This window comes from Paraburkholderia silviterrae, assembly GCF_004353915.1.
GTDB classification, from domain to species: domain Bacteria; phylum Pseudomonadota; class Gammaproteobacteria; order Burkholderiales; family Burkholderiaceae; genus Paraburkholderia; species Paraburkholderia silviterrae.
In genome coordinates this window covers 12,009-26,858 of record NZ_SMRP01000044.1, presented here as the reverse complement: position 1 = coordinate 26,858, position 14,850 = coordinate 12,009, and the positions used below count along the sequence as shown (strand labels likewise).

The 14,850-nt window shown below is 59.0% G+C and carries 11 protein-coding genes; 4 read left to right on the top strand and 7 right to left on the bottom strand.

The window, feature by feature from the left end; genetic code table 11:
- Positions 1–50 precede the first annotated feature (50 nt).
- The 3 genes from EYW47_RS37810 (at position 51) to EYW47_RS37800 (ending at position 4,106) form a co-directional block, all read left to right on the top strand.
- A complete protein-coding gene (locus tag EYW47_RS37810) occupies positions 51–1,907 on the top strand; it encodes a DUF4422 domain-containing protein (protein WP_133199914.1) in 1,857 nt (618 codons plus the stop codon).
- A gap of 193 nt (positions 1,908–2,100) precedes the next feature.
- A complete protein-coding gene (gene glf, locus EYW47_RS37805; protein ID WP_133199913.1) occupies positions 2,101–3,252 on the top strand; it encodes a UDP-galactopyranose mutase in 1,152 nt (383 codons plus the stop codon).
- A complete protein-coding gene (locus EYW47_RS37800) occupies positions 3,249–4,106 on the top strand; it encodes a glycosyltransferase (protein ID WP_133199912.1) in 858 nt (285 codons plus the stop codon). Before glf ends, EYW47_RS37800 begins: the two co-directional genes overlap by 4 nt.
- A gap of 105 nt (positions 4,107–4,211) precedes the next feature.
- Here the strand turns inward: EYW47_RS37800 and EYW47_RS37795 are convergent, their stop codons facing one another.
- The 5 genes from EYW47_RS37795 to EYW47_RS37775 form a co-directional block, all read right to left on the bottom strand.
- The gene (locus tag EYW47_RS37795; RefSeq protein WP_133199911.1) at positions 4,212–6,095 is read right to left on the bottom strand and encodes a hypothetical protein; all 1,884 of its coding nucleotides are present in this window, start codon (positions 6,093–6,095) and stop codon (positions 4,212–4,214) included.
- A 149-nt stretch (positions 6,096–6,244) separates the two neighbouring features.
- Positions 6,245–7,186 (bottom strand): glycosyltransferase family 2 protein, encoded by a 942-nt coding sequence (locus tag EYW47_RS37790; RefSeq protein WP_133199910.1) that lies wholly within the window; start codon positions 7,184–7,186, stop codon positions 6,245–6,247.
- A 6-nt stretch (positions 7,187–7,192) separates the two neighbouring features.
- Positions 7,193–7,585 (bottom strand): GtrA family protein, encoded by a 393-nt coding sequence (locus tag EYW47_RS37785; protein WP_205710225.1) that lies wholly within the window; start codon positions 7,583–7,585, stop codon positions 7,193–7,195.
- Positions 7,586–7,834: 249 nt separating this feature from the next.
- On the bottom strand, positions 7,835–8,857 hold the full coding sequence (locus EYW47_RS37780) for a TylF/MycF/NovP-related O-methyltransferase (RefSeq protein ID WP_133199909.1): 1,023 nt from the start codon (positions 8,855–8,857) through the stop codon (positions 7,835–7,837).
- 218 nt (positions 8,858–9,075) lie between these two features.
- Entirely contained in the window at positions 9,076–10,455 is a 1,380-nt protein-coding gene (locus EYW47_RS37775) for a polysialyltransferase family glycosyltransferase (RefSeq protein ID WP_133199908.1), read from the bottom strand.
- A 203-nt stretch (positions 10,456–10,658) separates the two neighbouring features.
- Here EYW47_RS37775 and EYW47_RS37770 point away from each other — a divergent pair, with 203 nt between their 5' ends.
- A complete protein-coding gene (locus tag EYW47_RS37770) occupies positions 10,659–10,874 on the top strand; it encodes a hypothetical protein (RefSeq protein ID WP_133199907.1) in 216 nt (71 codons plus the stop codon).
- Between the two features lie 1,036 nt (positions 10,875–11,910).
- Here EYW47_RS37770 and EYW47_RS37765 read toward each other — a convergent pair.
- Both EYW47_RS37765 and EYW47_RS37760 read right to left on the bottom strand, forming a co-directional pair.
- Positions 11,911–13,803 (bottom strand): polysaccharide biosynthesis protein, encoded by a 1,893-nt coding sequence (locus tag EYW47_RS37765; protein WP_133199935.1) that lies wholly within the window; start codon positions 13,801–13,803, stop codon positions 11,911–11,913.
- Entirely contained in the window at positions 13,796–14,845 is a 1,050-nt protein-coding gene (locus EYW47_RS37760) for an MraY family glycosyltransferase (protein WP_133199906.1), read from the bottom strand. The genes EYW47_RS37765 and EYW47_RS37760 overlap by 8 nt, the downstream gene beginning before the upstream one ends.
- Between the last annotated feature and the right edge of the window lie 5 nt (positions 14,846–14,850).

The window sequence follows — 14,850 nt, the reverse complement described above, 5'->3', positions numbered from 1 at the left end:
CCGCTCGGCTCTCCGAAATTACGCGCTTGCGCTTACCGATTTAATCTGCCATGTCGACGATGACCAGCTCCGCCCATATCTACGTCTGCTACCACAAGCCGATACCGGTAACGGTGTCCGACGCTTGTTTCCTGCCGATCCAGGTGGGCGCCGCCCGGTCGTCCGCCAAACTCGGCCTGATCCGCGACGATACGGGCGAAAACATTTCGCTTAAGAACGGAACGTTTTGCGAACTGACTGCCTTGTACTGGGCCTGGAAGAACGATCACGATGCGCGATGGATCGGGCTCATGCACTATCGTCGCTTCCTCGACTTCAGTGGTGAGACGCATGAAATCGACGTGCATGGCTGCGCAAACTACGACAAGCTCGACTATGCAACGATCGAGAAGCTCGGCTTGACGACATCGCATGTCGAGTCGTTGCTCAACTCGAAGGCCGGCCTGCTAGCCGTGTTGCCGCAGAAGTGGTCGGTGCGCAACGCGGGCAACCGCACACTGCGCGCCCACTACGTGAAGGCCGCTCATCATCACGAAGCGGACCTCGACGTGCTGCGCGAGGTCATCGACGAACTGTATCCGGCCGATGTCGAACATTTCGACGCCGTGATGGCGGCGCACGACGGCTACTTCACGAACATCTTCGTTCTGCGCCGCGACCTTTTCGACGAGTACTGCGAATGGTTGTTCTCGATCCTCTTCGAAGTTGAGCGTCGTCTCGATCTGACGAACTACTCCGTCGCCGCCCAGCGCGTGTTCGGTTACATGTCGGAACGCCTCTTCAATATCTTCGCGCACAAGCGCCTTGCTGACCCGGCAAAGTACGTGGAGCTCGAGCGCGTCTTCGTGCGCGACGAACGCGTCATCTACCATGCGCCCGAGCGGCCGCCCGCCCACGCGGTGAGCGTGGTGACGGCATCGGACGGCAATTTCGTGCCGCACCTCGCGACCTTCATGACTTCGGTGCAGGCGAGTCTCGATCCACAGCGCGAACTGGATCTCGTTGTCCTGGACGGCGGCATTCCCGCCGACCAGCGCAGCATGCTGGAGCGGCAATTCCGCCTGAACGGCCGCGGCCGTCTCACGTTCGTGTCGTGCTCGCACATGTTCGGCGATATTCCGTTGCATGCGCACTTTTCCGCCGCGACGTTCTATCGGTTGAGCCTCGGCGAGTTGCTCGCCAACCACGATCGCGTGGTCTACGTCGACGCGGACACGGTCGTGCTCGGCGACCTGTCGACCCTCTTCGACATGGAGCTCGACGGCAACGCCGTGGCAGCGGTGCCCGATATCATCATGCGCAGCTTCGCGGCGACTGGCGTGCCCGCGCTCAAGGAAGCCGGTGGCGCACGCGCCGGAAACTATCTGCGCGACTGGCTCGGCATGGGCGATCGTGGCCACGAGTACTTCCAGGCTGGGCTCATCGTCATGGACCTCGAGGCGCTTCGCAAGATGAATCTGCGCGAGGTCGCCTATGCCGATCTCACCAGCAAGCGCTACTGGTTCCTCGATCAGGACGTGCTCAACAAGCACCTCGTCGGCCATGTGAAGTTCCTCGATCTCAGCTGGAACGTGGTGAACATGTCGATGGACGTCGTTTCCGGGCTTCACGTGAATCTGGCGGAGAAGGTGCGTGAGGCATTCGCGAGTCCGCGCATGATCCACTACGCGGGCTTCGAGGCGAAGCCGTGGAACAACGCTGCTGCGCCGCTCGCCTACTTCTACTGGTATTTCCTGCGCCGCACGTTCTGGTATGAGGCCGTGATCGAGCGTCGTCCGGTTGCCGCGAAAACGGTCGATGCCAGCATGAACCGCAGTCGGGCGTATCGCCTTGCGCGCAAGGTCTGGCGCCGAATGCCGAACCGCTTGCAGCGCACCCTCTTCTGGGCACGCGACATGATGCTGTAAGGGCGCGTGCTGTGTGCCTCGGACATGCCGCGCAACTCCATTCGCGCCCAGGGATGTTCGTTACACTGACGCAGTTGCCTGCGCGCCGCACCAGGGAACAAACGCGCGCAGACTGCACTTTGCCCCGCGTGGCCGGTCTTGCGTCGGCAGGGGCGTATCAAGTTCAAGTTATCCATCGTTGAAAGGGTTGGAAGTGAAAAAGATCGGAATCGTGGGAGCGGGCTTTACCGGGGCCGTCTTGGCTTACAGACTCGCGCGCGAAGGCTACAGCGTGGAAGTGTTCGATACACGGCCCCACCTCGCGGGTAACTGCCATTCGGAGCGCGATGCGGATACGGGCGTGATGGTCCACATCTATGGCCCGCACATTTTTCATACGAATGACGAGCAGGTCTGGCAGTTCGTGAACCAGTTCGACGAATTCATGCCGTTCGTCAACCGCGTGAAGGCCATCGTCAAGGGCCGCGTCTATACGCTTCCGATCAACCTTCTGACGATCAACCAGTTTTTCGGCAAGGCGCTGTCGCCGGCCGAAGCCCGGGAGTTTCTCGCATCGCTTGGTGATAAATCGATCGAGACGCCGCAGAACTTCGAGGAACAGGCGCTCAAGTTCGTCGGCCGCGACCTCTACGAGGCCTTCTTCCTCGGCTATACGACGAAGCAGTGGGGCATGCATCCGACCGAACTGCAGGCGAGCATCCTGAAGCGCCTCCCTGTGCGGTTCAACTATGACGACAACTACTACAACAGCGCGTTCCAGGGGATGCCCAAGAACGGCTACACGTACATCGTCGAAAAACTGCTCGATCATCCGTCCATCAAGGTCCACCTGAACGAACGCTTCGATCGCAAGCAGGCGGGCGACTACGCGCACGTCTTCTACAGCGGTCCGATCGACGGATGGTTCGGTTACAGCGACGGCCGTCTCGGCTATCGCACGCTCGACTTCGAGGCATCGCGCCACGACGGTGACTACCAGGGTAACGCGGTCATCAACTACTGCGACGTCGACGTTCCCTGGACGCGTATTTCGGAGCACAAGCACTTCGCGCCGTGGGAGTCGCACGAGCGCACGCTCATTTTCAAGGAGTACAGCCGCTTCTGTGGCGAAAATGACGTGCCGTACTATCCGATTCGTCTTGCGAAGGAAAAGACGCTGCTCAAGCATTACGTCGATCTCGCTAATCAAGAGCGTGGCGTGAGCTTCGTGGGGCGTCTCGGCACCTACCGCTATCTCGACATGCACGTGACGATTCGCGAAGCGCTCGATGCGGCCGATGCATTCCTCGCCGCGCAGACGGCAGGACAGGACGTGCCGCGCTTCTTTGTGGATCCGTTGCAGTGAATGTTGCGGCTGTCGTCGTAACGCACAATCGTCCCGAACTGCTCGCCAACGCACTGAAGGCGCTGAGCGCACAGACTTGCGCGCTGCAGTCGCTCATCGTGGTCGACAATGCGAGCGCGCCGGAAACGGCGCAGGTGCTGCGAGGTTTCGTTCAGGTCGACGTTCTGCGGCTCGAGCAGAACGTTGGCGGAGCGGGCGGCTTCGCGGCCGGTGTCGAACATGCGATGCGCCAGGGCGCCGACTGGATGCTTTTGCTGGACGACGACGCGATGGCAGCCCCGGATCTGGTGGAGCAGCTTCTCGCTGCTTTGCCAGAGATGCGTGCACAGCGTGTTGGCGCGCTGTGCACCGCCGTGGTTGAATTCGGCCGCCTCGCGGTGATGCACCGGCGTTACTTCGATCCGAAGACGCTGCGGGAGCCGGCTGTGGCGAGTGAGCGCTATGGCGAACCTTTCGTCAAGGTCGACACGGCTTCGTTCGTCGGCTTTCTGCTGAACACAGAGGCGGTCCGGGAAATCGGCCTGCCCAATGCATCGTTTTTTCTTGCCTATGACGACACCGAATACTCGCTACGCCTCGGCAGCGCGGGGTGGTCGATCTGGCTCGTACCGAAGGCCTCCGTCACGCATCTGCGCAATGCGAAAGGGCGCTTGCGGGACGGCCCTTATGGCATGAAGCACTATTACAACCTGCGCAACCAACTCGCGGTCTTTCGTCACTATGGCTCGGCGCCCGGCTGGCGCTTGTGGTGGCCCATTGTGTCTCACGGAATGATTGCCGCCAGGGATTTGAGCGTCGCATCATTGCGAACCTGGATCAAGGCAGTGCGGGACAGCCGGCGCGTGCACATCTGAATTGCCTCCGGGTGGAGCTGCGGCCGCTGCCCAAAGGCGCGGCCAGGCACGGCACCCATAGGTTCTGCTGTGAGCGGTTGGGCCCGTTTGCGTACAGTCAGGTCCTCATCGATGGTTGACGGCCTTGACGTACTGCCGCCAGTCGCCTACCTGAATTGGAGCAATTCTTCGGAACAGCCGGGCTTGCACCCCGCCATCGAGGTCGTATGTCTGGCCGGTTTCCTGGAAGCTCGCGCCAATGCCCTGCCCGGAGTTGACGGCGTTGGCAAGGTACACAATCACCTGTTGTTCACCCGGACTCAGGTGGGTGAAGTCCTTGTTGCCGACGACGGCAACGTCGCAAGACAGGAAGTTTATGGCGGGGCCGTCGCGACGATCGACGTCGCCAAGCCAGAGCTGCTTTTGGGCGATTGGATATCGCGCTGTTTCGCCAAAACTGATGGCGGATTCCGCTATTGTCGATCCGTTCAATACCGCGCCGCTGGATACGACACAAAACGTCCTGCCTTTTTTCGCTTCCTCACCCAAAGCACGATCCAGGCGATTGAGCTCGGGAAGATCACCGCGGCGGGGAGGGCGCATATCCACAGTGGGAAATACGCTCCATGCGATCAATTTCCCGCGGCTGTTGGGGTGCATGACTCCGATGATCGAAGTCATGGCAAGCAAGCCCAGCACACAGATCGACACTTTTCCCACAGCAGGACGGTTCGTGTAGAGCGATGCGACTGCATAGGCAACGGAAAAAGTCATCACCGGAACGATCAGCAGATAGTGATGCGGGCCCATTGCCTGCACGCGCGTGAACAGGTAAAGCGTGGAGCCGATGCACAGCACGACGCCTGCCGCGGTCATACGCGTGCGAGGATCGATCGCCAGCATGAGCACCGCGATCAGGAAAATCGCGAGCGGTAGATATCCCAGATAATGCACCGCCATGGCGATAACCACGCTCGTGCTCGCCCCATATGCCTGATAGGCGCCTGCATAGTCTCCCTTGATCATGACGGCGAGGCGCTGCCAGTAGAAAGAAAGAAAACAGAGTGTCAGGAAGGCCGCGAATACCATCGCCGCTCTCCAGAACGCGTGCTTTCGACCTTCAGGGGCTACCCGCCAGAAGCACCATTCACGCGCTGCCAGGGCCACGATGAGGGGGGGCACGATGAACAGATACCAGCGCCGAAACAGGCACAGCATGAAGACGGTGCCGGCGCAAAGGACGAGGGTGGCGAGCCGGTCGTGCTCGCTCTTTTCTCGTTCCCCGCCACGGTAAAGCGTGCAGGCGACTGCAATGACCAATATCACCCCCCCAATATCCGGCATGCCGTATAGCGGCGAAAAGAATGTGAGGGGGAAAAGCAGCGTGGCAAGCACGGCAATCAGCAGCGAGGCACCTCCATTTAACTTCCTGCCGCTAGCCCGGTGCACGAGCCAGGCCATGAAGAGCAACATCGGACCCACGTAGACCAGCGCGATGGCAAAGATCAATATCGGTCGCTCGGCGCTGCCAATGAAGTACTCGACGAGAGACGGGGCAATCGCCGGCACCAGGTTGTATTCGGCGTCCAGTGTCGATTTGATTTGCGAAATGAATCCGCGGAATCCGGCGTTGCTTGCTGTCTCGCTCAGGCCCGCGATGAGGTGTGCATAATGCGCGTAATCCCAGTACCAGACATATCGCGTCATGGAGAACCAGAGCACGAATAGCAGGACCACAGCGACCCAGACCGCGATGGCAGCCCACGCTGTGGATGCGCGAAGCGTCGGTGCCGCTTTGGCTGCGCGCATGACTATGAGGAGCCTGTTGACCAGGCAGACCGCGAAGAGGCCGACGGCAAATGCCTGCACAAGGCCCACGCCAACGGAAGCGGCGGCGCCGCCGGGGATGCCTGCGTGCCGTAACAGGGAGCCTGCTATCGAGATCACGATCATGAACCGTATTGCCGCACGTGATGCCTGACGCAGCCAATACGAGATCAATGCATACATGGAACTCGCGCCAGCGATGGACGCTACGGCTGCGAGGGTATGAGCATGCTCGATTTCGTAAAGTTGGAGGGAAGCGCGAAAGTAGGGGTAGAGAAGCAATCCAGCGAGGAGAGGCGCAGCGATCGTCAGGAACTTGGCGTAAGGGCGCATCATGCCTCGGTGGCTTTCTCGACAAAGTATTTAGGTCGGCGCTTGACTTCCAGATAGATGCATCCGACGTACTCGCCAACGACGCCTAGCGCGAGCATCTGCACGCCACCCATAAAAACGATGATGAGATTGGTCGACGTCCATCCGGGCACTGCGTTCCCGAAGAGCTTGGCGGCGATCACCCAGAGCGACATCAAACCCGCAAAGAAGGACATGATCATCCCGAAGGCCGCAATGATCCTGAGTGGGACGACGGACAGCGACGTGACGCCGTTGACGGCGAGCGCGAGCATCTTCTTCAGTGGATACTTCGATTGACCGGCGAACCGCGCGGCACGGTCGTAGTAGACGCATGCGGCAGGAAATCCGACCAGCGGCACCATGCCGCGAAGGTAGACGTTTGCCTCCCGCATGGACAGCAGCGCGGCAAGGGCCTCGCTGCTGAGCAACCGGAAATCGGCATGATTTTCTACCGATTCGACGCCGAGCCTGCTCATTGCGCGATAGAACAGTTGTGCGGTATTGCGCTTGAACGGCGAGTCCGAGCTCCGATCTTTGCGCACGCCATAGACGACGTGGCTTCCCAGGCGATATCGCCTCACCATGTCGTCTATCGCGTTGATATCGTCCTGAAGATCGGCGTCGATGCTGATGCATATGTCTGTTTTCACATGCTCGAGGCCCGCGATCAATGCATTCTGATGGCCGACGTTGCGCGAAAGCTTGACGCCCGAATACGCACTGGACGCCTTCGCAAGTTCGTCGATAATCGCCCAGGTTTGGTCATGGCTACCGTCGTCGACAAAGAGGATCCGGCTTTCGCCGCTCACGAGTTGTTCGGCTTCGAGGTCGGCTAGCTTCGTTCGCAGCTTCTCTGCCGTCGTGGGAAGCGATTCCTCCTCGTTGAAGCAGGGAACCACAATGGTCAGCGTCGGTGCCATGACGGTTTATCCTTTCATCGCCCAGTTCTTGTTCACGAGATATCCCACGATCGTGTACACGGGCATCCCGGCGATCTGCGAAATGCGCGGCGCCCCCGTAAGGTAAAGGGTCGCGAGCACCACAATCAGATTCGCCACGTACGCAATACCTGCCGCAGCCAGAAATCTGACGAGCATTGCCCCGCTGGCATTCGCTCGGAACGTGTAGCGGCTGTTCAGCACGAAACTCAGGAGGAGCCCGACCGCATAGCCGGCAAAGTTTGACGGTACGGTGCCCAATTCAATATGCATGAGCCCGATAATGACGACCGCGGTAGTTGCCGTGTTCGCAAGACCGGCGCACGCGTACATGACCGGCTCACGGATAGCAGGTACTTTGAAACCGCGGATGCCTGACATTTTCTGTCTTAAGAAGTATTGGGCGGCACTGGACACGCCAACGTGTGACCGAGGACCCAAATTGCGATCGGATCGACCGAGGGTGGTACCGGCGCGGGCATTACCCTCGTATGGCCAATAAGTGTGCGCAGTTTAGCGCATGTTATCACTTAGACATGAATATGTCGGGAAAAAGTAATAAATGATTGGCCGGGAGGGATGGTATTGCCGCGCGGGCGCCTGTAGATGAGGAAGAGCTGCGTGTAAAACCTAATTGCCGAGCGGTCGTGGCTTTGCTTTATGCCATACGCGCATGTAGAAGTGATCCCAGACGCCCATAAACAGAAATTCGAAATCTAAATGTGGAACACTTTCTATCCATTCCGCAAATGCGCGCGTTTCGCCAATGGAAATGTCATGACTCCAGTCATCGAAAACCAGGACGCTTCCATGCGAAAGACGGGAACCAAGAAACTGCAGGCATTCGACAGCCGGTTCATAAATGTCACAATCGATGCGTGCATAGGAGATGTCTTTGAGTTCTTGAGCCTTTGGGGTGCTCAGACTCTCCGAAAACCAGCCCGGGACGAGGTGAATATTCTCGTGGTTATCGGCATTTATATTGCGGCGCACTTCTTCGAGTCCGGCGCTGAACATGCCTTCTTTCCAGAAAGGATCGTCGTATTCCTTGCTGGGATGAGACAATCCGGCAAAACTGTCGAAACCCCACAGCTCCCGCTCAAGCCCGATACTTGACATCATGTTCATGAGAAGTTTTAGCCACTTCCCTTGATAGACGCCGAATTCGGCAATCTGACCAGTTACTTTTTCATCCCGTATTTTCTGTAGTAGTTGGATGACATAGGCTTCTTCGATATATCCCAGAGTTCTTCCAGCCGCTCGCGAATAAAGGGATTCATCGGAAAATATAGCGATCCCTTTGACGGACGTGTCGGTGACCGGCATGATTCTCCGTCCGAAAACGGAGTGTGCCCAATCGGAATATTGAGCCGCATTCAGGTAACGTTGTGCACGGTTTATCTTGAGGTCACGCTCCGAAATTTGCTGCTGAGCGTTTTCGAGTGCCAGTTTCGATTGCGCGGCATCTTCCTCGAGGTGACGACACCTGTCACGCAGCATGCCGATTTCGCTCGTCGACGCATGGAGCCTATCTTCGAGGGCAGCGACCTTTTTCGAAAGCCAGTCTTTCGACTCAAGGAGATTTTCCAGCGTATCGGATTTGCGAATTGCATATCCAAGCGCACCCGCGATGCCTTGCACAAGATCTTTCATGCCGCCTCCGTGGTCATGATGCTGTTGATGTTAGCAGTGTCCAGGGTCGTTGGATGGTCGAGATCATTGAGCTTTACATTTTTTGTGAGCCCTTCTTGTGGCGGTCTCGGTTGCTTTCCGGCTGCCGAATTGTGTAAAAAAGGGGGCCGCAGGGGAAGAGGCGGGCCATTGGACACGTGACCCTGCTTTATGACATTCCCCCCTTTTTTTGGGGCAAGTTAACAGTGCTCCGCGCCGGTCAGATGGGGGGGCGTCCAGGTGAGATTCCGGTTGTGAAACTCGCGCGTCACCCGCTCAAGATCGTTGGGAGCGGAGTTCATCAATTCGGCGATATCCGGGACTATTGCGTCCTGGACGTCCTTCCACCACTGCTGGGTTATGCCGATTGGTTCCGTGCGTAGCGAAAACGCGGGGATCCCGAACAGCCAAAACGAATGCACGAGGATACTTGAGTAGACCGAGACGATTGCCGCAATCGAGGCGCGATTGCACGAGATAACCGTTTCAAGCAAAGGGGCGTCCGTTTCAAGTAGTTGCGCACCTAGTTGGGCTAGTATCGACGTGGCAAAAATGTCCTTGAGGGGGACGCGAGGGTGATCCTTCACCCATACCGTGTAGCCTTTGCTCAGTAGCGTTGCCGCCAGCTCGTTGTAGGGATCGAGCACCGTCAGCGGGTCTGCGCTTTCATTCGGCGGCGCGCCGCTGGTGACGATGATCACGTTGCGCTCCCCGCTGAGGCGTGGGATTCGGTAACACTGTGCACTGCGGCGCAGCACTTGCGCGAATACTGTGTAGTCGATGGGTGCGCTCACAACGTTCGCTTGCCGAAGCGCGGTTGGCGCAAGCGCAAAGAAGCGCGAGTTCTCGTCAGGCGGTGCAAACCGCAGTGCCTGCAGATAGCTGGTCAGCCCTTCTTCATAGAACTGGTGGCGGCCGGCAGCGAAATGTTGCTCCACGAATCCCGCCATCTCGATGAACGGGGAATAGATTTCCTCGAATTCAATTCCCGCGAACGGCAACTCGGGTGACGCTTCCGTCCGTTCGTAGTAGTCCTCGTGAGAAACGGTCTGAACGCTGGCCCATTCGTCCTTCAACTGGTAAGCCCATTGGCGATTGGCAGCAGCCGACTGCCTGTCGAGTGTGATGAGCAGGTAGTCGTCGAACTGACGATGTTGTTGACCAGAGATCGTCGCGGCCATTGTCGTGGCGAAATAGCCCGTCGAGATGAAGAGCCGCTTCGGTCTCAGCGTGCCGAGGACGACACTGACGTGCTGCTCGAGCTTACCGAGCGAATCGTTCTGGCTGCTGAGCCGTTGTTCGAGTTGGCCAATTGAGTCATTCTGGCTGGCGGTCCGTTGCTGGAGTTCGTCAAGCGCCTGATCTTGGTGGGTGAGCCGTTGGTCGAGCTTTCCAAGCGACTCATCGACGCGAGCCGTCTGCGCATCGAAATGGGCGCGCTGTTGCGTCAACCCATCGGCTAGCGCCTGATCGTTATGATCGAGGTGTTGGATGATGCGTTCTTCGATGCGCTGCATATCGTCTGCTACACGCCGCCAGGGAAGCAGGCGTGTCGCCAGCGCACGGATGGTTGCTCTCATGATTCAAAGTTCCATGGCTATCGGTATCTGATCTGGTTGGACCGGCCTAAGGGCAACAGCGGCTGCACTGGGGCCGCGAGTTGCTCGCGATGATGACGGGTCGAAAAGGTTCAACAGCGCACGGTGCGGGCAGTGAGACTCAGGAGCGGTCTCCGTCCGGGCACGCCGATTGCCAGCATGACGAGCAGGCAATCCCATGCTGATTGAGCAAGGTTGTTGGCTTGAATGCCTTCAATCATTGGAATGCGATGAACCTGTACATGAACGTTGTGGAAATGCGCACGGTCGCCAAGAGAAAGATGCGAAACGTGACAGCGGCCGCCTCCGGCAACATCGTACACAGCAGCCCACAATTAGCTTACAAGAATTATACCCAGACCCCTGCAGTGCTGACAGAAGCGAAATATTTCCGTCGGTAACAGGTGCGCCGCGTGCCGGCGCCGCCCGGCCTTGAGCGCCGGGTGTCCGTTGTGGCCCGCTGTCTCTCGCCGTCTCTGCTTCCTGGCGCGACGCGAGCTTGTGTTGAATTTTTGAGCTTGGGGTCTTCTCGTGATCCGGTCAGACTGCGAAGAAGGCGAAGACTCGAGGCCCCTATGGAGTGTGACTTGATCACTCTTGGGATGCGGTGCCACGGCACCCGCGCGCAGCGTAGATCGTCGAGGGCTGTGTGCTCCTTGGCGATTCGCAGTTTCGAATGCTGCGTGAGCGTTGTCGTCTAGTGCTCGGCGAGTAGTCGCTGTAAATAAATGCAAGCGCGCGAGTCATCCAATTGGATCAGATCGCACACGAGACCGCGATTTTGATAGACAGGCCCATATGACGCTTGATGGCCAACTCGTGTTACCACATCGAGCCGGTCGAGACTATGGCGACATGGGCGGACAACTGCGCATATAAGGCGCGTTTCATTCACAAGATGTGGCGCGGTCTGATGGCACGATTGTGTGGCTCGACGCCGACGCGACAGTCGAATCGAAGCCTGTGCCCTTCGGGACGATCGACGTTGATTTTGGTATGCACAAGTGGAACTGGGACCCGGCGGCGCCAGGTTGGGAGTTCTGTTCCGGCGCACTCTATTTCGGCAAATCCGTACGCACGGAGCGACTCGTTGGCGGCGCCTGGATTTGTGTTGAGCGGCTATTCGAAGAACGAGTATCAACGATACGCAGTGGAGCCTTGGCACATTGGCCGGGACAGCCGTCTGACTGTGTTGGTATTCGAGCGCCAAAGCGACACCGTGTCGGCATAACGCGCGGCACGGTTCGTGAGCGTTGCCCGCAGTCAAGGCGCCCGCGTGCCACCGTACCGGACATGCCGTGCGGCGAGCGAGAATTCAGGCCTTTGAATCGATGAAGCCTCATGCGCTGACTGGGCGCGCCGATCAATGCTCCGAGGGTGCTGCGCAATCACAGGCCACGAGGCTTCGGTGACGTCGCAGCCACGCGGCACTTAAGGTCAGTGCAGGGCGCGTCTTTGCAATTGCTCCATCGGCAGGCTCTTGAGTTCCGTCGATGGCACCGGCTGATATTCAGGCACCCATTTGCGCAGATCGCGCCGAACTTCGTTATCGGTTGGGATCCGGCGTTGCATCAGCCAAGGCAATAGCGCGTCGAGCAGATCGTCGGGTGCTGAGCGCGCCTTCGCGATTCGCAGCTTCGGATGCAGCGTGCGAGTTGTCGTTTCGTCGTCGGCGAGAAGCTCCTCGTAGAGCTTTTCGCCGGGGCGCAATCCAGTGAAAACGATCGGAATTTGTTCGTCGCGCAAGCCATACAATCGGATCAGGTCGCGCGCGAGGTCCGCAATTCTCACGGGCTCGCCCATGTCGAGGATGAAGATCTCTCCGCCGTTGCCCATGCTGGAAGCCTGCAGGACAAGCTGCGACGCTTCCGGGATCGTCATGAAAAAGCGTGTGATTTCCGGATGTGTGACTGTAACCGGGCCGCCCTTTGCGATTTGCTGCTGGAACTTGGGGATTACGCTGCCCGCGCTGCCGAGCACGTTGCCAAAACGCACGGTCTCGAATTTCGTGCCCTGAGCCTTTTCACTCTGGAATGCCTGACAGACCATTTCTGCCAGCCGTTTGCTTGCCCCCATTACGTTGGTGGGATTCACGGCCTTGTCAGTCGAGATCAGCACGAAGCGCCGCACGCCATGGCGCATAGCTGCCTGGCCCACCCGGAAGGTGCCGAGCACGTTGTTGCGGATCGCCTGCCACGCGTTGAGTTCCTCCATCATCGGCACGTGCTTGTACGCTGCCGCATGGAACACGATATGGGGGGCGTGGCGTGCCATTACGTGGTCGATCAGGAGCGAATCCTTTACGTCTCCAACGACTGTGACCAGTGCCTGCTCAGGAAATCGCTCACTCATCTCCTCCGCGAGCTTGTACATGGCGTATTCGGACTGGTCTACGGCAATAATCTGTGCGGGCGAAAAACGCATGATCTGGCGGCACAATTCCGAGCCGATAGAACCACCGGCACCCGTCACCATGACAACGCGATTGTGCAGCAACTCTTCGACGTGGTCGGTGTCGATGGTCACCGCATCGCGGCCAAGCAGATCCTCGAGGTCGATCTTTCGGACTTGCGACAGGAACCCCTGTTCCTGACTCAGTTCGACGAGCGAGGGCAGCATCAGTGCCTTGACGTCGGCGCGAACGCATAGCATGGCGACGTGCTTGCGGACCTCGACGCTCGCCGATGGCATGGCGATGATTGCGCATTCGCATTTGAGCGAAGTGGCCCAGTGTGGCAGTTCGCTGATAGGGCCGAGAATCTTGTAGCCGTAAATTTCTCGCCCCTGTTTGGCTGTGTCGTCGTCGAGCAGGCCGACCAGCCGCCATTCGCCAGAGCGCGACAATTCACGCGCGAGATTCGCCCCTGCGCCACCCGCGCCGAGCACGATGACGGGCTTGCCCTGGCCGATGAGGCCGCCGTACAAATAGAATTCCTTGAGCGCGCGATATGCCGCGCGCGAGCCGCCCATCGCAAGAAAGAGCAGCAGCGGCGAAATCACGAGCACGGAGCGCGGCACGATCGGGTGCGGCTGCAGCATCACGGCCGCCACCATCACAACGATTGCACCGGAAACGACTGCCCGCGAAATGCGCATGAGATCGGGCAGGCTTGCGAAAACCCACATGCCGCGGTACAGGCCGAACAGCCAGAACATGAATGCGTAGATCGGCAGTACCCACAGCATTGCCTTGAGCGCACCCTCCCAGAACTCAACGGGCACCAAGGCATTGAACCGGATCACGTACGCGACCAGCCACGAAGCGGTAACCGCGAGTAAATCAAACAAAAATGCACTAAAGGACAACCATGTGGCTTTGTTTCTAAACATCATCGTCGGCCTTGAGCGGTTTGTTGAAGGTGGACTGGAAACGTACCCAGCGCCGGTCGATCGCAATGCCCATCAGCATCAATGCAACGGCCCAGAGAAAAACGATGCCCCACTGCACGCGTGGCGTGCAGCGTAGATTGCAGATTGCGACGATTATGCCGGCAAACATTACCGCATACCACAACACGGCCGTCTGAGCATGTCCCATGCCTGAACGGACCATGCGCTGATAATAGTGCTCTCGATGGGCTTGCCAGAATCGTTCACCGCGCGCGAGGCGGCGCAGCAGGGTTACCGATGCATCGACGATAAAAGGCGCGAACACCAGCGCTGGAAACCAGATTGGCCACGCCTCGGCGCGCCAGCCCCAGTAGCCGAGTGCGCCAGCAAGAAAGCCCAGCGTGATTGATCCCGTGTCGCCAAGGAAAATGCGCGCCGGATAGAAGTTGAATACCAGAAAGCCGAGCGCCGCGCCCGCAATGGCCGCGCAGCTCCAGGCGAGCGGCGCGAGCGATGGCGGCCCGAGGGATGCCGCTACCGCATACGCGCCGAAACCGAACAGCGTCATGCCGCCTGCAAGTCCGTCCGCCCCGTCCATAAAATTGTACAGGTTGACGAGCCACAGCATCAGAAAGGCGATTATCCCGAGTGCCCACCACGGCACGCCAGTGTGCCAGACGGTCAGCACAGCCGCAACGGCCAGCAGATGCACTGTGAAGCGCAGGCGTGCCGGCAGGTCGCGGCGGTCGTCGATCAGCGAGACCACGGCGAGCGCCAGCGCGCAAACGCCTATGATCCACAGCGCAGGGGCCAGCGTCGCGATAGCGGCAAGGGCAACGGGCACAATGCCCCAGCCGCCGGCGCGCGGTGTCGGCACGCTATGGAGCGAACGGTGGTTGGGTACGTCCGTCGCCAGCCGCCACGCGAATCCGGTCTTCAACAGCAAGTACAGGATCAGGCTACTCGCGAGCGCCGCCACGAGGCTGGTCAGGGCGCTCGAGTAAATGATGGGCAGGGCGGTGAACGTCGAAGGGGGCGCCATAGACT

What these genes read in the sequence shown, in the direction of transcription:
- EYW47_RS37780 (WP_133199909.1), bottom strand. Translation starts at nt 8,857, where the DNA reads ATGAAAGATCTTGTGCAAGGCATCGCGGGTGCGCTTGGATATGCAATT.
- EYW47_RS37810 (WP_133199914.1), top strand. Translation starts at nt 51, where the DNA reads ATGTCGACGATGACCAGCTCCGCCCATATCTACGTCTGCTACCACAAG.
- EYW47_RS37775 (WP_133199908.1), bottom strand. Translation starts at nt 10,455, where the DNA reads ATGAGAGCAACCATCCGTGCGCTGGCGACACGCCTGCTTCCCTGGCGG.
- EYW47_RS37765 (WP_133199935.1), bottom strand. Translation starts at nt 13,803, where the DNA reads ATGTTTAGAAACAAAGCCACATGGTTGTCCTTTAGTGCATTTTTGTTT.
- EYW47_RS37790 (WP_133199910.1), bottom strand. Translation starts at nt 7,186, where the DNA reads ATGGCACCGACGCTGACCATTGTGGTTCCCTGCTTCAACGAGGAGGAA.
- EYW47_RS37760 (WP_133199906.1), bottom strand. Translation starts at nt 14,845, where the DNA reads ATGGCGCCCCCTTCGACGTTCACCGCCCTGCCCATCATTTACTCGAGC.
- EYW47_RS37785 (WP_205710225.1), bottom strand. Translation starts at nt 7,585, where the DNA reads ATGTCAGGCATCCGCGGTTTCAAAGTACCTGCTATCCGTGAGCCGGTC.
- EYW47_RS37795 (WP_133199911.1), bottom strand. Translation starts at nt 6,095, where the DNA reads ATGTATGCATTGATCTCGTATTGGCTGCGTCAGGCATCACGTGCGGCA.